Annotated in this window: 26 protein-coding genes and 2 pseudogenes; 9 read left to right on the top strand and 19 right to left on the bottom strand. The window is 69.9% G+C overall.

The window, feature by feature from the left end; all coding sequences use genetic code 11:
- Window positions 1–123: 123 nt before the first annotated feature.
- From ACZ6K0_RS32135 to ACZ6K0_RS32120, 4 genes are all read right to left on the bottom strand, one after another.
- Window positions 124–816 carry a TetR/AcrR family transcriptional regulator gene (locus ACZ6K0_RS32135; protein ID WP_469233134.1) on the bottom strand — a complete coding sequence of 231 codons (693 nt, stop codon included), beginning with the start codon at window positions 814–816 and terminating at the stop codon, window positions 124–126.
- Between the two features lie 108 nt (window positions 817–924).
- Window positions 925–2,271, bottom strand: a complete 1,347-nt coding sequence (locus ACZ6K0_RS32130) for a dicarboxylate/amino acid:cation symporter (RefSeq protein ID WP_469233132.1) — start codon at window positions 2,269–2,271, stop codon at window positions 925–927.
- Window positions 2,272–2,639: 368 nt separating this feature from the next.
- Entirely contained in the window at window positions 2,640–2,906 is a 267-nt protein-coding gene (locus ACZ6K0_RS32125) for a DUF4229 domain-containing protein (protein WP_376403095.1), read from the bottom strand.
- Between the two features lie 118 nt (window positions 2,907–3,024).
- Window positions 3,025–3,414, bottom strand: coding sequence for a hypothetical protein (locus tag ACZ6K0_RS32120; protein WP_376403098.1), 390 nt, complete (start codon window positions 3,412–3,414; stop codon window positions 3,025–3,027).
- 39 nt (window positions 3,415–3,453) lie between these two features.
- Between ACZ6K0_RS32120 and ACZ6K0_RS32115 the strand changes: the two genes are divergently transcribed.
- Window positions 3,454–3,987 (top strand): GNAT family N-acetyltransferase, encoded by a 534-nt coding sequence (locus tag ACZ6K0_RS32115; RefSeq protein WP_469233130.1) that lies wholly within the window; start codon window positions 3,454–3,456, stop codon window positions 3,985–3,987.
- A gap of 129 nt (window positions 3,988–4,116) precedes the next feature.
- Complete coding sequence (locus tag ACZ6K0_RS32110; RefSeq protein WP_469233129.1) at window positions 4,117–4,992, top strand: AraC family transcriptional regulator; 876 nt, start codon at window positions 4,117–4,119, stop codon at window positions 4,990–4,992.
- A gap of 56 nt (window positions 4,993–5,048) precedes the next feature.
- Here ACZ6K0_RS32110 and mqnE read toward each other — a convergent pair whose 3' ends face one another.
- Window positions 5,049–6,212 (bottom strand): aminofutalosine synthase MqnE, encoded by a 1,164-nt coding sequence (mqnE, locus tag ACZ6K0_RS32105; RefSeq protein ID WP_376403107.1) that lies wholly within the window; start codon window positions 6,210–6,212, stop codon window positions 5,049–5,051.
- A 61-nt stretch (window positions 6,213–6,273) separates the two neighbouring features.
- Window positions 6,274–6,729, bottom strand: a complete 456-nt coding sequence (locus tag ACZ6K0_RS32100) for an Lrp/AsnC family transcriptional regulator (protein ID WP_376403111.1) — start codon at window positions 6,727–6,729, stop codon at window positions 6,274–6,276.
- A gap of 113 nt (window positions 6,730–6,842) precedes the next feature.
- Here ACZ6K0_RS32100 and ACZ6K0_RS32095 point away from each other — a divergent pair, with 113 nt between their 5' ends.
- The gene (locus tag ACZ6K0_RS32095) at window positions 6,843–6,980 is read left to right on the top strand and encodes a hypothetical protein (protein WP_267044219.1); all 138 of its coding nucleotides are present in this window, start codon (window positions 6,843–6,845) and stop codon (window positions 6,978–6,980) included.
- On the opposite strand, the gene ACZ6K0_RS32090 is transcribed toward ACZ6K0_RS32095, so the two are convergent.
- From ACZ6K0_RS32090 to ACZ6K0_RS32080, 3 genes are read right to left on the bottom strand one after another with little or no spacing between them, the layout of a single operon-like run.
- Entirely contained in the window at window positions 6,977–7,714 is a 738-nt protein-coding gene (locus tag ACZ6K0_RS32090) for a UbiX family flavin prenyltransferase (RefSeq protein ID WP_469233127.1), read from the bottom strand. The genes ACZ6K0_RS32095 and ACZ6K0_RS32090 overlap by 4 nt on opposite strands.
- 38 nt (window positions 7,715–7,752) lie before the next feature.
- Window positions 7,753–8,655, bottom strand: a complete 903-nt coding sequence (mqnP, locus tag ACZ6K0_RS32085) for a menaquinone biosynthesis prenyltransferase MqnP (protein WP_376403119.1) — start codon at window positions 8,653–8,655, stop codon at window positions 7,753–7,755.
- Window positions 8,652–10,109 carry a menaquinone biosynthesis decarboxylase gene (locus ACZ6K0_RS32080; RefSeq protein WP_376403122.1) on the bottom strand — a complete coding sequence of 486 codons (1,458 nt, stop codon included), beginning with the start codon at window positions 10,107–10,109 and terminating at the stop codon, window positions 8,652–8,654. Before ACZ6K0_RS32080 ends, mqnP begins: the two co-directional genes overlap by 4 nt.
- Before the next feature lie 90 nt (window positions 10,110–10,199).
- On the opposite strand from ACZ6K0_RS32080, the gene ACZ6K0_RS32075 reads away from it, so the two are divergent.
- Both ACZ6K0_RS32075 and ACZ6K0_RS32070 read left to right on the top strand, forming a co-directional pair.
- Entirely contained in the window at window positions 10,200–10,595 is a 396-nt protein-coding gene (locus ACZ6K0_RS32075) for a PLD nuclease N-terminal domain-containing protein (RefSeq protein WP_376403125.1), read from the top strand.
- Window positions 10,595–11,485 (top strand): LysR family transcriptional regulator, encoded by an 891-nt coding sequence (locus ACZ6K0_RS32070; RefSeq protein ID WP_469233464.1) that lies wholly within the window; start codon window positions 10,595–10,597, stop codon window positions 11,483–11,485. Before ACZ6K0_RS32075 ends, ACZ6K0_RS32070 begins: the two co-directional genes overlap by 1 nt.
- On the opposite strand, the gene ACZ6K0_RS32065 is transcribed toward ACZ6K0_RS32070, so the two are convergent.
- From ACZ6K0_RS32065 to ACZ6K0_RS32040, 6 genes are all read right to left on the bottom strand, one after another.
- Entirely contained in the window at window positions 11,382–12,389 is a 1,008-nt protein-coding gene (locus tag ACZ6K0_RS32065; RefSeq protein WP_469233125.1) for a DMT family transporter, read from the bottom strand. The genes ACZ6K0_RS32070 and ACZ6K0_RS32065 overlap by 104 nt on opposite strands.
- A 131-nt stretch (window positions 12,390–12,520) precedes the next feature.
- Complete coding sequence (locus ACZ6K0_RS32060; protein WP_376403131.1) at window positions 12,521–12,868, bottom strand: DUF1330 domain-containing protein; 348 nt, start codon at window positions 12,866–12,868, stop codon at window positions 12,521–12,523.
- Window positions 12,869–12,979: 111 nt separating this feature from the next.
- Complete coding sequence (locus tag ACZ6K0_RS32055; RefSeq protein WP_469233123.1) at window positions 12,980–13,447, bottom strand: hypothetical protein; 468 nt, start codon at window positions 13,445–13,447, stop codon at window positions 12,980–12,982.
- 23 nt (window positions 13,448–13,470) lie between these two features.
- Window positions 13,471–14,055 carry a zinc metalloprotease gene (locus ACZ6K0_RS32050; protein ID WP_376403136.1) on the bottom strand — a complete coding sequence of 195 codons (585 nt, stop codon included), beginning with the start codon at window positions 14,053–14,055 and terminating at the stop codon, window positions 13,471–13,473.
- A gap of 119 nt (window positions 14,056–14,174) precedes the next feature.
- On the bottom strand, window positions 14,175–14,420 hold the full coding sequence (locus tag ACZ6K0_RS32045; RefSeq protein WP_469233120.1) for a hypothetical protein: 246 nt from the start codon (window positions 14,418–14,420) through the stop codon (window positions 14,175–14,177).
- Window positions 14,417–14,611 carry a hypothetical protein gene (locus ACZ6K0_RS32040; RefSeq protein WP_376403358.1) on the bottom strand — a complete coding sequence of 65 codons (195 nt, stop codon included), beginning with the start codon at window positions 14,609–14,611 and terminating at the stop codon, window positions 14,417–14,419. The genes ACZ6K0_RS32045 and ACZ6K0_RS32040 overlap by 4 nt, the downstream gene beginning before the upstream one ends.
- Before the next feature lie 186 nt (window positions 14,612–14,797).
- On the opposite strand from ACZ6K0_RS32040, the pseudogene ACZ6K0_RS32035 reads away from it, so the two are divergent.
- Window positions 14,798–15,184, top strand: a pseudogene (locus ACZ6K0_RS32035) (DUF6879 family protein); the annotation flags it as partial.
- A gap of 16 nt (window positions 15,185–15,200) precedes the next feature.
- On the top strand, window positions 15,201–16,049 hold the full coding sequence (locus ACZ6K0_RS32030) for a helix-turn-helix domain-containing protein (RefSeq protein WP_469233118.1): 849 nt from the start codon (window positions 15,201–15,203) through the stop codon (window positions 16,047–16,049).
- Window positions 16,050–16,154: 105 nt separating this feature from the next.
- On the opposite strand, the gene ACZ6K0_RS32025 is transcribed toward ACZ6K0_RS32030, so the two are convergent.
- From ACZ6K0_RS32025 to ACZ6K0_RS32015, 3 genes are all read right to left on the bottom strand, one after another.
- Window positions 16,155–16,346, bottom strand: a complete 192-nt coding sequence (locus tag ACZ6K0_RS32025) for a hypothetical protein (protein WP_376403144.1) — start codon at window positions 16,344–16,346, stop codon at window positions 16,155–16,157.
- A gap of 246 nt (window positions 16,347–16,592) precedes the next feature.
- Window positions 16,593–16,931, bottom strand: coding sequence for a hypothetical protein (locus ACZ6K0_RS32020; RefSeq protein ID WP_469233117.1), 339 nt, complete (start codon window positions 16,929–16,931; stop codon window positions 16,593–16,595).
- Window positions 16,928–17,275, bottom strand: a complete 348-nt coding sequence (locus ACZ6K0_RS32015; protein WP_469233115.1) for a hypothetical protein — start codon at window positions 17,273–17,275, stop codon at window positions 16,928–16,930. The genes ACZ6K0_RS32020 and ACZ6K0_RS32015 overlap by 4 nt, the downstream gene beginning before the upstream one ends.
- Window positions 17,276–17,424: 149 nt before the next feature.
- On the opposite strand from ACZ6K0_RS32015, the gene ACZ6K0_RS32010 reads away from it, so the two are divergent.
- Both ACZ6K0_RS32010 and ACZ6K0_RS32005 read left to right on the top strand, forming a co-directional pair.
- Entirely contained in the window at window positions 17,425–17,709 is a 285-nt protein-coding gene (locus tag ACZ6K0_RS32010; RefSeq protein ID WP_469233113.1) for a GntR family transcriptional regulator, read from the top strand.
- 31 nt (window positions 17,710–17,740) lie between these two features.
- On the top strand, window positions 17,741–18,196 hold the full coding sequence (locus ACZ6K0_RS32005; protein WP_469233111.1) for a nucleoside deaminase: 456 nt from the start codon (window positions 17,741–17,743) through the stop codon (window positions 18,194–18,196).
- On the opposite strand, the pseudogene ACZ6K0_RS32000 reads toward ACZ6K0_RS32005, so the two are convergent.
- Window positions 18,193–18,357 (bottom strand): annotated as a pseudogene (locus ACZ6K0_RS32000) (IS481 family transposase); the annotation flags it as partial. The gene ACZ6K0_RS32005 and the pseudogene ACZ6K0_RS32000 sit on opposite strands and share 4 nt — an antisense overlap.
- Between the last annotated feature and the right edge of the window lie 280 nt (window positions 18,358–18,637).

Genomic DNA, 18,637 nt, shown 5'->3' with positions numbered 1-18,637 from the left:
CGTGCGACTCCTCGGTCTTCGCGATGAACTGAGGTCGTGCGTCGGTACGTTGCGCTCCTGGGGACCCGTGACGGTGGCCGTGCCAGGTGTTGACTAGCCGGTAACCTTACTGCGGAGTAAGCCTCAAGGGGGAGACCAGCGCTCGCTTTTCACGAGGTTTCCGAGCCCCGCCCACGCGAAGTTCATCAGCGTCGCGGCGGCGTCCCTCGCCGTGGTCCCGGGCGTCTCGGCGGCCCAGTCGGCGAGCGACTCGGCGGCCCCGACGAGCGCCAACGCGAGCGCGTCCACACCCCGGCCGACCCCGCCCCCGTGCCCGTCCGGGTCCGGCCCGGCACCACCCCCGCGCACCTCCACGCCCGGCCCCGCGACACCCCCGTGCACGTCCCCGATCAGCCCCGCCACGAAGGCGGCGATCTCCTCCCGCATCCGCGAGGCCTCGCCCGCGAACGGCTCGCCCTGCGTCCAAGCCCGCCGGCTCAGCACCACCCAGGCGTCCGGATGGTCCGCCACGTACGTGAAGAAGGCGAGCAGCCCGGCCCACAGCTGCTCGTCGGCGGGCCGGCTCCGGTCCTCGACCCCGGCGGCCACGGCGGCGAGCAGCGCGCCCGCCTCCCGCCGGATGCAGGCGGTGAACAGCTCTTCCTTGGAGCCCAGATAGAGATAGACCAGCGGCTTGGAGACCCCCGCGAGCTCGGCGATCTCGTCCATGGACGCCGACTGGTACCCGTGCCGGGCGAAGCACGTCACGGCCGCGTCCATCATCTGCCGCTCGCGCACGACCCGCGGCAGCCGCCGCACCTTCACTCCGTCGGCCATGGCGCCCACCCCTGTTTCCAAGATCAACCGGATGCCCCGCGAAAGCCTACGTGCCCCCTGCCCGGACGGGGGCAGGGGGCACGAAGGCGTTCAGGCGGGTCGCGTACGTCAGGCGGCGGCGGTGACCGCGACCTTCTGGTCGGTCTCGCCGACCGTGACCAGCTCGTCGATCGGGGACGCGGAGGCGTTCTCGTACGCGGTGTGGTCGAGGATCTTCTCGCGGGCGGAGACGATCACCGGGACGAGCGCCTGGCCAGCCACGTTCGTAGCCGTCCTGATCATGTCCAGGATCGGGTCGATCGCCATGAGGAGGCCGACGCCCTCCAGCGGGAGGCCCAGGGTGGAGAGGGTCAGCGTCAGCATGACCGTCGCGCCGGTGAGGCCGGCGGTGGCCGCCGAGCCGATGACCGAGACGAAGGCGATCAGCAGGTAGTCGCCGATGCCGAGCTGCACGTCGAAGATCTGCGCGATGAAGATCGCGGCGAGCGCCGGGTAGATCGCGGCGCAGCCGTCCATCTTGGTGGTGGCGCCGAACGGGACGGCGAAGGAGGCGTACTCCTTCGGGACGCCGAGGCGCTCGGTGACCTTCTGGGTGACCGGCATGGTGCCGACCGAGGAGCGGGAGACGAAGGCCAGCTGGATCGCGGGCCAGGCGCCCTTGAAGAACTGGATCGGGTTGACCTTGGCGACGGTGGCGAGCAGCAGCGGGTAGACGCCGAAGAGCACCAGGGCGCAGCCGATGTAGACGTCGGCGGTGAAGGTCGCGTACTTGCCGATGAGGTCCCAGCCGTAGTCGGCGATGGCGAAGCCGATGAGGCCGACGGTGCCGAGCGGGGCGAGGCGGATGACCCACCACAGGGCCTTCTGGAGCAGCTCCAGGATCGACTCGGAGAGGGTGAGGATCGGCTTGGCCCTGTCGCCCAGCTTGAGGGCGGCGATGCCGGCGACGGCGGCCATGAAGACGATCTGGAGGACGTTCAGCTCGGTGAAGGGCGTGATGACGTCCGACGGGATGATGCCGGTGAGGAAGTCGATCCAGGAGCCCTCGCGCTTCGGCAGCTTGCCGTCCTGCGGGGTGAGGCCGGTACCGGCGCCCGGGTTGGTGATCAGGCCGATCGCGAGGCCGATGGCGACCGCGATCAGCGAGGTGATCATGAACCAGAGCAGCGTGCGGGTGGCGAGCCTGGCGGCGTTGTTCACCTTCCGCAGGTTGGTGATCGACACCAGGATCGCGAAGAAGACGAGCGGGGCGACGGCCAGCTTGAGCAGCTGGACGAAGATGTCGCCGATCTGGCCGAGGGTCTCCTTCAGCCAGGCGACGTCCTGGCTGCGGGCTATCCAGCCGAGCAGGGCGCCGAGGACGAGGCCGGCGATGATCTGGGCCCAGAAGGGGACCTTCGGTATGCGCGAGGAAGCCGGGGACTTCTGCTCGGGTGTGGTCGCGGACGCGGACACAGACACACTCCACAGGTGCGTATCGGGAAATACGGGACGGGGGTGCGGCACACACGCGTTTTCACGCGGGCCGCTGCATGATGCCGGGTCAGAGCTCGCGGCAACAGACCGCGGACATACAGCGGCACAGATCGACGTGCAGGCGCGCCACGAGCGGGATGCTCGCGGCATGAGAGGGGCGCACTGCTGTCGTCATGTCGAACACGTTAACACTTGAACTTTGAGATCCTCAAAGCCATTCTTTGGGACCTGAAGAGGCCTCCGCGCCTCCGAAACGCAGAACACCCCAGGCGGGAGCCTGGGAAGCTCCGACTGGGGTGGGTGGATCTGTGGGGATCTGTGATGAAGCTTACGCGGCCCTTACAGGGCTAGAGCGCGTCCTCCTGGGACCTGTTCGAGGCCAGGCGGCCCTTCGCGCGGTCGACCTTCTCGACGATCTCGACGCTCATGTCGTCGCGCTGCTTGCGCAGGAGGACGAAGCTGAGCGGGGCGGAGACGACGATGGCGAGGACGAGGACCCAGAGGAGGTTCGAGTCGCCCAGGCCGCGCGGCAGCACGCCGACGTAGACGAGACCCCACAGGGCGAAGAAGCACCCGGCGAAGATGCCGAGCCGCATCAGCGTGTAGCGGAGCATGTCAGTCAGTCCACTCTTCCGTTCCGAAAAGTTCCCATACGGGACGAGCGCCCCTCCAGTGAAGCACGGGGAGGGGCGCTCGCCGGGAGCGGGGGGTCGAGCCCGGAGGTTCCGTGGCTCAGACCAGCCAGCGGTGGTCGCGGACGATCGGGAGCCGGGCCCACTTCGCGCCCAGGCCGTAGTGGCTCCCGGCGCCGGTCGCGGCCGTGATCAGCAGGACCAGGGCGATCATCCAGTGGTCGTCCATGAAGGGGTTGGCGCCGGGCCAGAGGGTGACGAGCCACATGAAGGCCATCATCAGCGTGCCCGCGCCGGCGGCGACGCGCATGCCGATCCCGAGGATCATCGCGAGGCCGACGCCGAGGAGGCCGAGCATGAAGAGGGTGTCGAGCCACCAGGCTCCGGCGACCGAGTCGAAGAGGTGGGCGAAGGGGCCGCTCGTGCCGTGGAGGAGGAAGCCCTCGGTGGGGTGCCCGCCGTTGATCCACGCTCCGGCCGAGGTCGCCACCTCTTGAGCCCTCCCCCAAGTAATAGTTAAGATCTACACATGACCCTTACCTTCGAGCTGGACCCGGCAGTCGACCGGACCCTGCGCGACGGCGTGCTCGCCCTCTGGGCCGACGTCTCCAACGCGGACGGCGCCGTCGGCTTTGTACCCCCCGTCACCCCCGACGAGATCCGCCCCGCGCTCCTCAGGCACCTCGTCGGCATGGCCGAGGGCGGTACGCGCCTGCTGGTCGGCCGCGACGAGGACGGCGAGGTCGCCGCCACCGCCTTCTTCACCTTCAACACCCACCCGCTGATGACCCACTGGGTGTGGCTCTACACGGTGATGGTCCACCCCCGCCACCAGGGCAAGGGGTACGGCACCGACCTCATGGCGGCCGTCGAGCACGCCGCCCGTACCGCCGTGGGCTTCGAGGCGATCGAGGCGATCCGCCTGACCTGCCGGGGCGGCACCGGCGTCGACGCCTTCTACGCCAGGTCCGGCTACAAGGAGGTCGGCCGCGTCCCCGACGCGATCCGGGTCGCCCCCGGCGACGACCGCGACGACATCATCATGCTGCTGCCCCTGAACTAGCGCCGGTCAGGCGGATCAGGGCCGGACAGGCCCTGGGTGGCCCGCACCCGACCGGAACGGGCACAGGATGTCGGGTCGGCACCCCGTGACCCTTCCTACGGTGAAGGCACAGCAGAGGAAGGACCCCACGTGCTGGAGCGACTCAACCAGGCCCTGGACCACATCGAGGACCATCTCCGCGGCGACCGCGGCGACCTCGACACGGCCGAGCTGGCCCGGATCGCCATGACCTCGGAGTACCACTTCCGGCGCCTCTTCTCGGCGCTGGCGGGGATGCCCCTGTCGGAGTACGTACGGCGCAGGCGGCTCACCGTCGCCGGTGCCGAGGTGCTCGCCGGCGAGCGGACGCTCCTGGAGATCGCGGTCCGGTACGGCTACGGCTCCGGGGAGGCCTTCGCCCGCGCGTTCCGCGCGGTGCACGGCATCGGCCCCGGCGACGCCCGCCGCACGGGCGCCGCGCTCCACTCCCAGCCGCGGATGTCCTTCCGCCTCGTCGTCGAAGGGAACAGCACCATGCGGTACAGGATCGTGGAGCGGGAAGACTTCCGGATCGTCGGGCGCGGGGCCCGGGTGCCCCTCGTCCACGAGGGCGAGAACCCGGCGATCGCCGCGCACATCCGGTCCATCGGCCAGGAGGCCCTGGACCGGCTCGCGCGCCTGTCGGACGCGGAACCGGCGGGCGTCCTCTCGGCCGTCGTCCACCTCACGGACAGCCGGGAGGAGGGGGCGGAGCTGGACTACTGGCACGGGGTGGTGAGCGGCGGCGCGGTCCCCGAGGAGTTCGACGCGCTCGACGTGCCCGCCGGGACCTGGGCCGTCTTCGAGAACGAGGGACCGTTCCCGAAGACCCTGCAGTACCTGTGGCGGGACATCTTCACCCAGTGGTTCCCGTCGAACCCGTACGCGAGCCGGCCGGGCCCCGAGCTGCTGACCGTCGCGCCGTCGGCGGACTGGACGACGGCGCGGGCGGAGCTGTGGATCCCGGTGGAGCGCACGGAGGAATGAGAAAGAGGGCCGGCGGGATGTCCCCGCCGGCCCTCTTCCCTACGCGTCACACGTCGTCAGAACCGCATCGACTGCGGCGTCTCGCGCCGGTCCGCGTCCGGGCCCGGGTACTCGCGGATGATCTCGTACCGGGTGTTCCGCTCGACCGGCCGGAAGCCCGCGTCCCTGATCAGTTCGAGCAGGTCCTCGCGGCCCAGCTTGTTCGGCGTGCCGTAGTTGTCGGCGTCGTGCGTGATCTTGTACTCGACGACCGAGCCGTCCATGTCGTCCGCGCCGTGCTGGAGCGCGAGCTGGGCGGTCTGGACGCCGTGCATGACCCAGAAGACCTTGACGTGCGGCACGTTGTCGAAGAGGAGCCGGGAGACCGCGAAGGTCTTCAGGGCCTCGGCGCCGGTGGCCATCGTCGTGCGCGCCTGGAGCTTGTTGCGGACCTTGCCGTCCTGCATGTCGACGAAGTCGTGCTGGTAGCGCAGCGGGATGAAGACCTGGAAGCCGCCGGTCTCGTCCTGGAGCTCGCGCAGCCGCAGCACGTGGTCGACGCGGTGGCGCGGCTCCTCGATGTGGCCGTACAGCATCGTGCTCGGGGTCTTCAGGCCCTTGGAGTGCGCGAGGCGGTGGATCCGCGACCAGTCTTCCCAGTGGGTGCGGTGGTCCACGATGTGCTGCCGGACCTCCCAGTCGAAGATCTCGGCGCCGCCGCCGGTCAGGGACTCCAGACCGGCCTCGATCAGCTCGTCGAGGATGTCGGACGCGGACATCCCGGAGATCGTCTCGAAGTGGTGGATCTCGGTGGCCGTGAAGGCCTTGAGGGAGACGTTCGGCAGGGCCTTCTTGAGCTCGGAGAGCGAGCGCGGGTAGTACCGCCAGGGCAGGTTGGGGTGGAGCCCGTTGACGATGTGCAGCTCGGTGAGGTTGTCGTTCTCCATCGCCTTCGCGAGGCGCACGGCCTCTTCGATGCGCATGGTGTACGCGTCCTTCTCGCCCGGCTTGCGCTGGAAGGAGCAGTAGGCGCAGGAGGCGGTGCAGACGTTGGTCATGTTCAGATGCCGGTTGACATTGAAGTGGACCACGTCGCCGTTCTTGCGGGTCCGGACCTCGTGGGCCAGACCGCCGAGCCAGGCGAGGTCGTCGGACTCGTACAGGGCGATGCCGTCCTCGCGGCTCAGCCGCTCACCGTCCCGGACCTTCTGCTCAAGTTCGCGCTTGAGTCCAGCGTCCATGTACGGCCGCCTCCCTTTTCTGTCTCCAACGTCTCCGAAATCAGGCTCCACCACCGTACTCTCAGCCCTCTTCGGGCAGGTCCCCGACCCGGTTCTCCCACTTGGTGGAGAGCACGATCGTCGTACGGGTGCGGGAGACGCCCTTCGTGCCGCTGAGGCGGCGGATCGTCTTCTCCAGGCCGTCGACGTCGCCGACGCGGACCTTGAGCATGAAGGAGTCGTCGCCGGCGATGAACCAGCAGTCCTCGATCTCGGCCAGGTCCTTGAGGCGGCGGGCCACGTCCTCGTGGTCGGCGGCGTCGGAGAGGGAGATGCCGATGAGGGCGGTGACGCCGAGGCCGAGCGAGGCGGCGTCGACGGTGGCGCGGTAGCCGGTGATGACCCCGGCGACCTCAAGGCGGTTGATGCGGTCGGTGACGGAGGGGCCGGAGAGCCCGACGAGCCGGCCGAGCTCGGCGTACGAGGCACGACCGTTCTCGCGCAGAGCCTGGATGAGCTGCCTGTCCACGGCGTCCATAGGTATGAAGCCTTCCATTGTCCAGCGATACCGCGAGTTTAGGTGTAGAATCTAAGGTACACAGGGAAGAAGCCCTGCGAATCTTTCAGCTGATCAAAGACGATCTTTCAGGAGTGGTGTTCACCGTGTACACGATCGAGATGGCCTACGCCCGTATGCGCGAGCTGCAGGACCTGGCCAACCGCTCGCGTGCCCACCAGTCGACCTCCGCCTCGAAGCGCGCCGCGAAGAAGCGCGCCAAGAAGCGCTAATCACGCCGGTCACGCTGATCGCGCACACCGCGCTGATCGGCCCGATCGGCCGGGAGAGCTCGCGCCGAGGCACCGCCTCCGCCCAGCTCTCCCTCCCACCGGCGGTACAGCTGGTGCGGCACACCCGCCGCGTCCAGCACCCGCCCGGCGACGAAGTCCACCAGATCCTGGATGTGCGTCGCCCCCGCGTAGAACGCCGGAGAGGCGGGCAGCACCACGGCGCCCGCCTCGTCCAGCGTCACCATGTGCCTGAGCGTCTGACCGTTCAGCGGGGTCTCCCGCACGGCGACCACCAGCGGCCGCCGCTCCTTCAGCGTCACGCTCGCGACCCGCTGCAACAGGTCCTTCGAGAGCCCCAGTGCCACTCCCGCCACCGCGGCGGTCGAGGCCGGCACCACCAGCATCCCCTTCGCCGGGTACGAGCCCGACGACGGCCCCGCGGCCAGATCGCCGGCCGCCCAGTACCGCACGTCCCCGAGGGCCGACGACACGTCGAACGTGTCGGGCTTCCCGTCGGCGCCCCGCGCCAGCCAGGCCGCCAGGTCCTCGCGCCAGTGCGCGTCCCGGAAGGAGATCCCCGTCTCGTCGAGGAGCGTGAGCCGCGAGGACCGCGACACGACGAGGTCGACGCTCTCCCCCGCGGCGAGCAGCCCCCGCAGGACGGAGGCCGCGTACGGCGTACCCGATGCCCCGGAGACCCCCACGACCCAAGGGGTCCGCTTGCCGTCGTTCATGCGGTCGAGCCTATCCGTCATCCGTCAACCGGCCCGGGCTACGGCGTGAGCCCGCGGACCAGCAGATCCAGCAGGGCGCACACGAAGAGCGCCATCCCGATGAAGCCGTTGACCGTGAAGAACGCCCGGTTCAGCCGGGACAGGTCGGTCGGCTTCACGATCGAGTGCTCGTAACAGAACGCGGCCGCCACGATCACGAGGCCGACCCAGAAGAAGCCGCCCGCGTCCGTCGCCAGCGCGTACCAGACGAGCAGACCCGTCGTCACGACCGCCGAGGCGCGTGCGCCCCACAGGGCCGCCGGAATGCCGAAGCGCGCCGGGACGGACATCACGCCGTGGGCGCGGTCCGCCTGGACGTCCTGGCAGGCGAAGATCAGGTCGAAGCCGCCGATCCAGACGCCGACCGCGAGGCCCAGGAGGACCGCGTCCCAGGACCACTCGCCGGTGACCGCGAGCCAGGCGCCGATGGGCCCTATGGCCTGGGCGAGCCCGAGGATCGCGTGCGGGAAGTTCGTGAACCGCTTGCCGTACGGGTAGACGACCATCGGGATGACGGCGAGCGGCGCGAGCGCCAGGCAGAGCGGGTTGAGGAGGGCCGCGGCCCCCAGGAACACCACGACGGCGATCCCGGCCCCGGTCCACGCGGACCGCACGGACACCGCACCGGTCACCAGCTCGCGCCCCGCCGTCCGCGGATTGCGGGCGTCGATCTCGCGGTCGATGATCCGGTTGCAGGCCATGGCGAAGGTCCGCAGGCCCACCATGCAGACGGTGACGAGGAAGAGCGTCCACCAGTGGATGTTCCCGTCGAGCTGGAACATCGCGGTGAGCGCGGCGGTGTACGCGAAGGGCAGCGCGAAGACCGAGTGCTCGATCATCACGAGGCGCAGGAACGCCTTCGTACGTCCCGGCTGTGCGCCCGGTACGGCGGCCGTGGTCACAGCCCGTACTCCTTCCAGCGGCGGTCCACGAGGGCCGCCGTCGCCGGGTCCGACTCCACCATGTCCGGCCAGCCGCCGTCCCGGGTGTAGCCCTCCTCGGGCAGCTTCTTGGTCGCGTCGATACCGGCCTTGCCGCCCCAGAACTGCTGGTAGGAGGCGTGGTCGAGGTGATCGACCGGCCCCTCCACCACCGTCAGGTCACGGGCGTAGTCGGTGTTCCCGAGCGCCCGCCAGGACACCTCGTGAAGATCATGCACATCGCAGTCCTTGTCGACCACGATGATCAGCTTGGTCAGCGACATCATGTGCGCGCCCCAGATGGCGTGCATGACCTTCTGCGCGTGCTTCGGGTACTTCTTGTCGATCGAGACGATCGCGCAGTTGTGGAAGCCGCCCGACTCCGGCAGGTGGTAGTCGACGATGTCCGGCACGATGATCTTGAGGAGCGGCAGGAAGAACCGCTCCGTGGCCCGCCCGAGCGGCCCGTCCTCGGTCGGCGGCCGGCCGACGACGATCGACTGGAGCAGCGGACGCTTCCGCATGGTCACGCAGTCGATCTTCAGCGCGGGGAACGGTTCCTGCGGCGTGTAGAAGCCGGTGTGGTCGCCGAAGGGACCCTCCGGCAGCGTCTCGCCCGGTTCCAGCCACCCCTCGATGACGACCTCGGCCTGCGCGGGAACCTGGAGCGGCACGGTCTTGCAGTCGACCATCTCGATCCGCTTGCCCTGCACGAAGCCGGCGAAGAGGTACTCGTCGATGTCGCCGGGCAGCGGGGCCGTCGACGCGTACGTCACGGCCGGCGGGCAGCCGAAGGCGATGGCGACCGGCAGCCGCTCGCCGCGGGCGGCCGCGACGGCGTAGTGATTGCGGCTGTCCTTGTGGATCTGCCAGTGCATGCCGATGGTGCGCTTGTCGTGGCGCTGGAGGCGGTAGAGCCCGAGGTTCCGCACACCCGTCTCGGGGTGCTTGGTGTGGGTGAGCCCGAGGTTGAAGAAGGAGCCGCCGTCCTTGGGCCAGGTGAACAGCGCGGGAAGCAGGTCGAGATCGACGTCGTCCCCGGTGAGGACGACCTCCTGCACGGGGGCGTTCTCGGCCTTCACCTTCTTCGGCGGCACGTGGACCATCGAGCCGAGCTTGCCGAAGGCCTCGCGGACCCCGACGAAACCGTGCGGAAGTTCGGGCTTGAGCAGCCCGCCGATCTTCTCGCTGATCTCGCCGTACGACTTCAGGCCGAGGGCCTTGAGCAGCCGGCGGTCGGTCCCGAAGACGTTCATCGCGAGCGGCATCGAGGAGCCCTTGACGTTCTCGAAGAGAAGCGCCGGGCCTCCTGCCTTGTTCACCCGGTCGACGATCTCCCCGACCTCCAGGTACGGGTCGACTTCGGCCTTGATGCGCTTGAGGTCGCCTTCGCGCTCAAGGGCCCTGAGCAGCGAGCGGAGATCGTCGTAAGCCATAAGGGCCAGTATCGGTCACCGGCTACCCTTGACCTGTCACCGGGGCCGCCGAAACGCGCCTCCGCCACCGCTTCCAGGGGGCCGTCCCACATGCTCAGGGCGCTGTTGTACATCCTGCCGCTGGCGCTGACGATCTACGCCTTCATCGACTGCCTGAACACGCCGGAAGAAGAGACCAAGCACCTGCCGAAGGTGGTCTGGGTCATCATCATCCTGCTGTTCTGGATCGTCGGGCCGATCGTCTGGTTCTTCGCGGGCAAGGTGCGGCGCCCCGCCGGAGCGCGGGGCCGTGCGGGCGGCTGGGTGGCCCCCGACGACAACCCGGAGTTCCTGAAGTCCCTGAAGCAGGAGGGCCCGGACGAGGCGTCCGCCCTCAAGCAGGAGGGCCCGGACGAGGCGGCCGCGCTCAAGGACTGGGAGGCGGACCTGCGCCGCCGCGAGGAAGAGCTGAAGAAGCGCGAGAGCGGCGAGGACTCCGACGCGTGATGGAGCTCAGGCTCCTCGTCACCTTCGAGAAGGTCGCCGACGTCCTCTCCTTCACCCGTGCCGCCGCCGACCTGGGCTATGCCCAGTCCAGCGTCACCGGTCAGATCCGCTCCCTGGAGACCTCGCTCGGCGTGGAGCTCTTCGAGCGGCTCGGCAGCCGCATCCGGCTCACCGAGGCCGGGGAGCGGCTCCTGCCGTACGCCCGCAGGATGACGGAGCTGGCCGAGGAGGCCAGGGCGGCCGTCGCGAGCGCGGGGGACCCGTCGGGAACGATCGCGGTCGGCACGATGGAGTCCCTCACCTCGTACCGCCTGCCGCCGCTTCTGGAGTACTTCCACCACCGCTACCCGAAGGTGCGGCTGACGCTGCGCCCGACGCTCGGCGACGCGACCCGGCAGGCGCTGCGGCAGGGCACGTACGACGTGGGCTTCCTGATGGAGCCCGACACGGAGCACGAGGGCCTGGAGTCGGAGGTCCTCGCACCCGAACCCCTGGTCCTGGTCGCCGGCCCGGGCCACCCCCTGGCGGGCCGTACGGGGCTGACGAGCGCGGACCTGGCGGCGGCCCACCTGGTGGGCACCGAACCGGGCTGCCCGTACCGCGACCTCTTCGAGGAGGAGCTGCGGGAGTGGGCGCCGCCGTTCATGGAGTTCGGCACGATCGAGGCGACGAAGCGCGGAGTGACGTCGGGCCTGGGGATAGCTCTCCTCCCCCAGGTGGCGGTGGCGGAGGAACTGACCTCCGGCACCCTGATCGCCCTGGACTGGGAAGCCCCCTTCACCCTCTTCACACAGCTCGCGTGGCGACGGGGGAAGAAGCTTCCGGCGCATGTCCGGCTGTTCGTGGAGCAGGCGCGGCGACTGGTGTCCGAGCAGAGCCGCCCGGCGTGACCGTGGCGGCCGGCGTGACCGCGCCGCCCGACCTGACCGTGCCGGCCGGCGTGGCCTTGCCTGCCAGCGTGACCTTGAGGCTGGCGAGGACGATGAGCGGCACGCCGAGCGCCTGAACGAGCCCGATGTGGTGCCCGTACACCGCCCAGTCGACGCCCATGGCGACGGCGGGGTAGGTGAAGGCGAGGACGGCGATCTTGGCGGTGGGCAGCTTGGCGTAAGCGGCGTACATGAGCACGTACATCAGCCCGGTGTGGATCAGCCCGAGCCCGACGAGCCAGAACCATCCGCCCCCGAGCCCGGCGGCGGCGCCGAAGTCGGCGAAGGGCAGGAGCAGCGGCAGGCCGACGAGGACCTGGACGAGCGCGACGAGATGCGGCCGTACGCCGGTGACGCGCTTGGTGACGAAGGTCGCGAGGGCGTAGAGCACGGCGGCGGCGAGCGCGAACCCGAGCCCCTTGAGGGAGGCGGTGTCCCCGGGCCGCACACCGGAGACGAGCACGAGCCCGAAGAAGGCGAGAGCGAGCCACCCCAGCTTGGCCGCGGAGATCCGCTCCCGCATGAACACCGCCCCGAGCAGCACGAGGAAGAACGGCTGCGTGTGGTAGACGACGGTGGCGAGGGAGATCGAGGTGGCCTCGTAAGCCTCGAAGAGGAACACCCAGTTGAAGACGATGAACACGCCGCCGAGGGCGGCGAGCCCCAGCTTCTTCGCGGTGAACCCGTGCCCGGTGAAGAACCCCCGGGCGAGGCTGTACGCCCCGAGTGCGACGGCCCCGAACAAGCACCGGAAGAACACCACCTCGAAGGGCGATGCCCCGGACTCGACGACGAAGACGCCGAGAGTGCCGGAGAGCACCATGGCGAGGGTGAGTTCGACGGTTCCCCTGGTCTCGTTTCTCATGACTGCGACGCTACGAGCGGGGGCCGGGGACGGTCCACGAGCCAGTGGGGCGTCCTCCCGATGACGCCGATCGGCGCGGCCGATGGGCGGTCCATCGGCAGAGCCGATGCGGGGCGGCCGATGGGCGCGGCCTAGTCGGCGGGCAGGGCGTCCCGCAGGCCCTTCGCGGTGGCGGCCGGGTCGTAGCCGTCAGGGGTGCCGTCGACCAGGACGATGTCGCCGTCGATGTGCCGGAACCGCATCGGCGCGATCTCCTGGTACGCGGGCGAGTCCCACCAGGCCCGCGCCTCGGCGATCCCGGGGAACCCGATCACCACCACCGGCCCGGGCCAGTTGCCCTCCTTCACCTCGTGCGTCGCCCCGTGCACGAGGAAGCGGCCGCCGTACGGCTCGAAGGTGGCGGAGATGCGCTCGATGTACTCGACGACCTCGATGTGCGGAGTCACGTTGAACAGCTTCGCTATGGCGTAGGCGGTCATGGTGGTGATGTCCTTCCGGTCGTTCGGGCTCCTTGTGCAACTGATCGTGGCATCGACACGCACAGGGGTCGATGACCTGCCAGGTAATCCCCCGGGGCCGCCCGCGCCCGACTACCGCGGCGCCATCGGAAGGGCGACCGCCTTCCGCCACACGGCCAACTGCGCGTCGTCCACGGGCTTCATGTCGCCCTGGTACAGCTGCGCGTGACCGTCCTTCGTGGCGTCCGCCCAGGCGTGAGTGGCGAACACGTACGTGCTGCCTTCCTCCAGCCGGTCGGCGGTGCCCTCGTCGAGGCCGTACGTCACGCGGACCGTCCCGTGCACGGTCCCCCGCAGGACGGAGGCGACTTCGACCTGGTAGACGTCCTGTGTCCACCCCTCGATGTCGCGCTGCTCCTCGAACGCGGCGACGCGTCCGGCGAAGACGTTCTCGGTGTGGGGGGCGGTGCCGGCCGGGCTGGTGGCGTCATAGCCCCGCAGGACCTCGCCCGCCCCGACCTGCTCCTCCAGCTGCTGGTAGCCGAACCAGCCGCCCAGCGCCAGCGCCCCGGCGACCACGGCTCCCGCCGCCAAAGCCATCGCTTTCCTGCTCGTGCTCATACTCATCCCCACAGTGCGTGATAGGCATTGACGTCGTGCGAGGTCGGAGCGTCGATCCGCTTCCCCTCGATGTGGCCGTAGTCCGCCCACAGCAGCGAGGGGTACATCCCGTACCCGTACTCCTTGTGGCAGAACCCCAGCGCGTGGCCCAGCTCGTGGGCGGCGACCCGCCTGCGATGCTCGGTCTTGCCGTACCGCTTCCCGTCGTCCAGGTAGGCGCGATTGAGCAACAGGTGATCCGTCCCGTGCCTCGCGGCCCACATGCCGTACACGTCGCTCCACTTGCCGGTGACGCTGTTGGCGTCCCGCCACTCCAGGTCGGCGTACGACGTCGCCCCGTCGGCCTTGATCTTCACCTGCTTGAGCGTGCCCGCCGTCCAGACCTTGACCGCATGCTTGCGCGCGTCGTCGAACTTCGACTCGTCGTCCCACGCGATCTCGTTGCCGTCGACGGAGGAGCGGCCACGGGAATCGACCTCTCCCTTCTCGCACTTGTGCGGAGCCGCAACCGAAGCCGCGTGCACCGGCGCCGGGACGGCAAGCAGGACGACGGCGGCGGAAGCGGCTGCCAGAGCTAAGTCATCCATCCTCATAGTCACCGGACGATAGCGTTCCGTGACGATGTCGCGTAATGACCCACCTCCAGCAGCCACCCCACCGCCCGCCGCACTCCCCTTCACCTCCCCCGCACGCCGGTTCACGCCCCCTATCGCACTGGTGAAGGGCCGACAGGGCGCCCTCCCCGGGGGCCCGCCGCGGCCGGCGCGACCGCGTCCGGCGGGACCGCCCACTCCCTGTCACCGCGCTCGGCCCCCAGGAACGCCATGGCCCGCTTCCGGCGCTCACCGGGGAGCTCCGCCGGGTCCTCGTAGTCGGCGATGACATCGCGCAGGATGCCGACCCGTCCGGCACCGCCCTGGACGCGCCTCCCGATGTCGTCGGCCGTGATCACGTGTGCCCCTGAGGGTGCCGCCGCAGGAAGACGTTGCAGTCGGACACGGTGGTGAAGTCCCCGCCGGCCCGCGCGCGGTCCCGCACGTTCGCGAGCTCGACGCAGCCGGCACAGCCTTCGACCGGCTCCGGGTCGGGGGAAGGGAGAGTGAGGTGGACGGGGTCGCACATGGTCGTCTTGGCGTTCTCCATGAACCTGACGCTAGGGACGAGGAGTTGACGCGCACCACGCAGTGTTCTCGACTGTTCTCGCTTCCCGGCGAGATGTTCTCGTACGTTCTCATGCGAAGCCCTTCGTCTTCTGGTGTGCGGCTCCGGGCTCCGGGGATGCTGAACGGACATCCACCTGTGGAGAGGACACCCATGCCGCGACGCTGGGACCTCGACAGCGAGTGGTGCACGAACATCCGGCACCAGACCTCGACCGGCAAGACCGTGGGGCGGGTACGCGTCGTCGACGACCCTCCCACCCAAGGGCAGTTGTTCCTGCTGGGCTACGCGGCGTGCAACGCCGCCACGGGCGAGGACGTGCGGAACCTGTGGCGGGCGGACGCCGACCGGATTCGGCTGCCCGCCGAGGACTTCTGGATCTTCGACTCGCGCCTGGTCGCGCTCCTCGACTTCGACGACGCCGACAACCTGCTCGACATCGAGGTGATCACGGAGCCGTCCGAGGTCCTGCGGTACGTCCAGGTGCGCGATGCTGCGATGCACCACGCCACCCCGTACAGCCGGTTCGCGGCACAACTGCCCCAACGCGAATAGCGGTTAGCGTGTACCGGTGAGCACGGACTACCAGCAGGCGCGGGAAGCCCTCGGGGCGAGACTCCGGGAACTGCGCGTCTCCGGCCCTGGCGGCCGGCTCACCGGTACGGCGCTGGCTCAGCAGCTGGGCTGGCCCCGTTCCAAGATCTCCAAGCTGGAGAACGGACGCCAGACAGCGACACCCGAGGACCTCAGGGCCTGGGCCGAGGCAACCGGCCTGCCGGAGGCGTGCGAAGAGCTGGAGAACCGGCTCAGGGGGTTCGAGTCCCACATCCGTTCATGGCGCCGCCAGCTGGCCGCAGGACACCGGCCGGTACAGGAGAACTGGAGCGCCGAGGTCTCGCGCTCCACGGTCATCCACGCGTGGGAACAGGCCGTCGTCCCGGGCATGCTGCAAACAGCCGAATACGCGCGGCACGTCTTCACGCGCTCCGCAGAGCTCCAGAACTCGCCGCGGGACACCGAGTCGGCCGTGCGTGCGCGGGTGAAGGGCCAGGATTGGCTCTACGAGTCGGGCAGGAAGTTCCGTGCGCTCGTATGGGAAGCCGCGCTGCACGCCCGCATCTGCCCTCCCTCGGTGCTGGCAGCCCAGCTCGACCGTCTCACAGGCGTGATCGGGATGGACACGGTGGAACTCGGCATCATCCCGCTCGGGGCACCCCTGAAGATCCCGACCGCCAACGGCTTCTGGGTCCTCGACGAGAGACTCGTGATCACCGAGGACTGGCACGCGGAGCTATGGCTCGACGATGCCGATTCCCTCGCGCTCTACCTGCGAGCGTGGAAGACGCTCCGCGAATCCGCCGCCTTCGGAACGGACGCCCAGAACCTGATCAGAAGCGTGCGGCGGACGCTGAACGCATGAGGGCAGGACGCCGCTACGCGCCGGCCTGTTGGACGCGGCTTACGCCGAACCCCGCCTGCGGCCCCGGAAAGCCTGCTCCCGGGGCGCGGTGACGAACGGGAGGCGTCAGTTGTCGGAGCCGACGGTGTTGTCACGGCCGGCGTTGAACACGTCGTCCTTCGCGAACTGGAGCCAGTCACCGAAGACGATGGTGTGCGAGGCCTCCGGCTCGAAGTCGACGTACACATCGGCACTCGCGACGCCGGCGGTGCCGAAGACGATGGCACCGGCGGCGAGGGCGGTCAGCAGGGAACGCATGGCAGAGACCTCTCAGTAGGACGGCAGAGCACCCCGCCAGCTAAGGCCACCCGCCGCCCGCCGTCCCCGCACCCGGCCGGTACGGCCCGGAGCCTCAACCGATCGGCGGCAGCGGCCCGTGCTGTCGGCGGTCCGCCGGGGGAAGAGTCCCGGCATGGACGAGGGTGCGCGACAGGACGCCGAGGCCGGGGCACTCTGACCCCTGAGGCCCTTGTGCCGGGGCGGCGGCACAAGGGCAGTCGTCGGTCAGCGGAGGGGCGCCGGATGGCAGAGGCACTCGCACACGAGGTAGCGGACTCCTTGTACGCCGCTGTCGCGGGGGACGTGGTCCCGGCAGCGGTCATGGCGGCCGACGATGCACCGTGGCGACCGGAACTCCGGCTCCGGCGCGGAGGCGAGGGCGCGGGTCAGCAGGGACACGGTCACCGCGTCGGCGACCTCCGGCGTCACCCACCAGCCGTCGCCCGCGCGGTCGCGGTGCGGGCCCTCGTGCCCCGCGGTGAGTACGCAGACCGAGCCGCCCCACACCGGCCGCACCACCTCGGCGACGTCGAGCACGGACCGCCTCGCCCCGCAGCGGCTCATCGGGCGCTCCCGGCGTGGATGTTCCGGTGGTCGACGTCCACCCCGACCGTGGCCAGCCACAACGCCCGCCGACGCCGCCGCTGCACGGCCCGGGCCGAGTCCGCCGCCAGGTACGGGCGCTCCAGCGGTGACCGGGCGCCGTCGAGGAGCGCGGTCTGCTCCCGGGCGTAGGGGGATCGCCGGGTCGGTGCGCGGTGGCGGGGCCCGGGGGTCGGCGCCGCCGGGCGCGGGTGGGTGACCGGGCGAGGCCGGTGCCTGCCGGTGGGCGGCAGGCTCAGCATCAGCAGCCCGAGCAAAAGGGGGATCAGCACCCTGCCCAGTACGCGCGCGATAGTGTTCCGCACGTCATCAACTCCGTTGATAGTTGGTGGCCATGCCCCGGGAGGTCTAGCCACCTCGCCGGGGTCTCGTGTCACACGAGCCTATAAGGCATGTATAGCTCTGCATAGCTCACTAATGGTTCGCACAGGTCTTCGATGCTTACGTTGGTCGTGTGACCGACCGCAGCCAGATCCCCGAGTTCGACCCGCAGGGCCCCCAACTGGTGTACGTCGCGGTGGCCGACCACATCACCGCCCGTATCGCGGCAGGAGAGCTGGCCCCGGGCGCCCGTCTGCCCGCCGAACGGGACCTTGCCGAGGAGTACGGCGTCGCCTACCTGACGGTGCGCCGCGCGGCCCGGGTCCTGCGCGAGCGGGGCCTGATCCTGACCGTCCACGGCAAGGGCACCTTCGTCGTCGATCCGCTGCCGACGAACGAGGGCCCCCAGCAGGTGTGACGGCCCGGGTCCGGCGGGGAAGGCTCCCCGCATGGATCACGAACAGGCCCACAGGTGGCTGGCCACAGCCCTCTCCGAAGCACGGGCCGGGCTCGCCGAAGGCGGCATCCCCATCGGCGCCGCGCTCTACGGGGCCGACGGCGCGCTCCTCGGGCGCGGGCGCAATCGGCGCGTGCAGGACGGGGACCCGTCGACGCACGCCGAGACCGCCGCCTTCCGGGCCGCCGGCCGGCAGCGCTCGTACCGGGGGACGACCATGGTCACGACCCTGTCGCCGTGCTGGTACTGCTCCGGCCTCGTCCGGCAGTTCGGGATCTCACGGATCGTCATCGGCGAGGCCGAGACCTTCCACGGCGGGCACGACTGGCTCGCCCGGCACGGCGTCGAAGTGATCGTGCTCGACGATCCCGCGTGCGTCACGCTCATGACCGAGTTCATCGCCGCGCACCCCGCCCTCTGGCACGAGGACATCGGAGAAGAGCCCTAGCTGTATTGCCTCGCTAGGTTGGGGACGCGGCTTGCGGGTGGTTTGCCTGTGAGTGCGGTGTGTCCGCGGTGGTGATTGCAGGAGCGGAGCCAGCCGGGGAACGCTTCGCGGAGTTCGATGTCTGACCGGTAGGGGCGGGCGTAGGCCCATTCGTCGAGCAGGGGGCCGGTTCCCGAGGCCGGAGGAGTATCCGGAGGCGGTGGTCGATTTCGTGCGCCGCGCGGTGGAGCTGCCGGAGGCTACGCCGGTTATGGAGGGTGGCCGTACGGCGGTGCGGAAGCGGCGGGTGGTGCATTCCTCGGCCCTTGACGGCCTCGGCCTCCTGTCCCGGACCCGGGTGCAAAGCAGGCGTCTCGGCTCTCGGCGGGGGCAGCGGGCTGGTCTGCTTGCCGGGAATCGGATCGCCATCAACGGGGTTGGTGGGGGACGAGCCGTTATTGG

The sequence above is a fragment of the Streptomyces sp. NPDC042346 genome (genome assembly GCF_055581845.1).
This window is presented reverse-complemented; position numbering and strand designations above follow the sequence as displayed.

Bases quoted from the DNA above. Each gene is read 5' to 3' on its own strand.
- ACZ6K0_RS32055 (WP_469233123.1), bottom strand. From the start codon at position 13,447: ATGGCTTTGGCGGCGGGAGCCGTGGTCGCCGGGGCGCTGGCGCTGGGC.
- ACZ6K0_RS32025 (WP_376403144.1), bottom strand. From the start codon at position 16,346: ATGCGTTCCCTGCTGACCGCCCTCGCCGCCGGTGCCATCGTCTTCGGC.
- ACZ6K0_RS32065 (WP_469233125.1), bottom strand. From the start codon at position 12,389: ATGAGAAACGAGACCAGGGGAACCGTCGAACTCACCCTCGCCATGGTG.
- ACZ6K0_RS32135 (WP_469233134.1), bottom strand. From the start codon at position 816: ATGGCCGACGGAGTGAAGGTGCGGCGGCTGCCGCGGGTCGTGCGCGAG.
- ACZ6K0_RS32020 (WP_469233117.1), bottom strand. From the start codon at position 16,931: ATGAGCCGCTGCGGGGCGAGGCGGTCCGTGCTCGACGTCGCCGAGGTG.
- ACZ6K0_RS32115 (WP_469233130.1), top strand. From the start codon at position 3,454: ATGACCCTTACCTTCGAGCTGGACCCGGCAGTCGACCGGACCCTGCGC.
- ACZ6K0_RS32075 (WP_376403125.1), top strand. From the start codon at position 10,200: ATGCTCAGGGCGCTGTTGTACATCCTGCCGCTGGCGCTGACGATCTAC.
- ACZ6K0_RS32125 (WP_376403095.1), bottom strand. From the start codon at position 2,906: ATGCTCCGCTACACGCTGATGCGGCTCGGCATCTTCGCCGGGTGCTTC.
- ACZ6K0_RS32005 (WP_469233111.1), top strand. From the start codon at position 17,741: ATGGATCACGAACAGGCCCACAGGTGGCTGGCCACAGCCCTCTCCGAA.
- ACZ6K0_RS32060 (WP_376403131.1), bottom strand. From the start codon at position 12,868: ATGACCGCCTACGCCATAGCGAAGCTGTTCAACGTGACTCCGCACATC.
- mqnE (WP_376403107.1), bottom strand. From the start codon at position 6,212: ATGGACGCTGGACTCAAGCGCGAACTTGAGCAGAAGGTCCGGGACGGT.
- ACZ6K0_RS32040 (WP_376403358.1), bottom strand. From the start codon at position 14,611: ATGGAGAACGCCAAGACGACCATGTGCGACCCCGTCCACCTCACTCTC.
- ACZ6K0_RS32100 (WP_376403111.1), bottom strand. From the start codon at position 6,729: ATGGACGCCGTGGACAGGCAGCTCATCCAGGCTCTGCGCGAGAACGGT.
- ACZ6K0_RS32050 (WP_376403136.1), bottom strand. From the start codon at position 14,055: ATGGATGACTTAGCTCTGGCAGCCGCTTCCGCCGCCGTCGTCCTGCTT.
- ACZ6K0_RS32080 (WP_376403122.1), bottom strand. From the start codon at position 10,109: ATGGCTTACGACGATCTCCGCTCGCTGCTCAGGGCCCTTGAGCGCGAA.
- ACZ6K0_RS32090 (WP_469233127.1), bottom strand. From the start codon at position 7,714: ATGAACGACGGCAAGCGGACCCCTTGGGTCGTGGGGGTCTCCGGGGCA.
- ACZ6K0_RS32070 (WP_469233464.1), top strand. From the start codon at position 10,595: ATGGAGCTCAGGCTCCTCGTCACCTTCGAGAAGGTCGCCGACGTCCTC.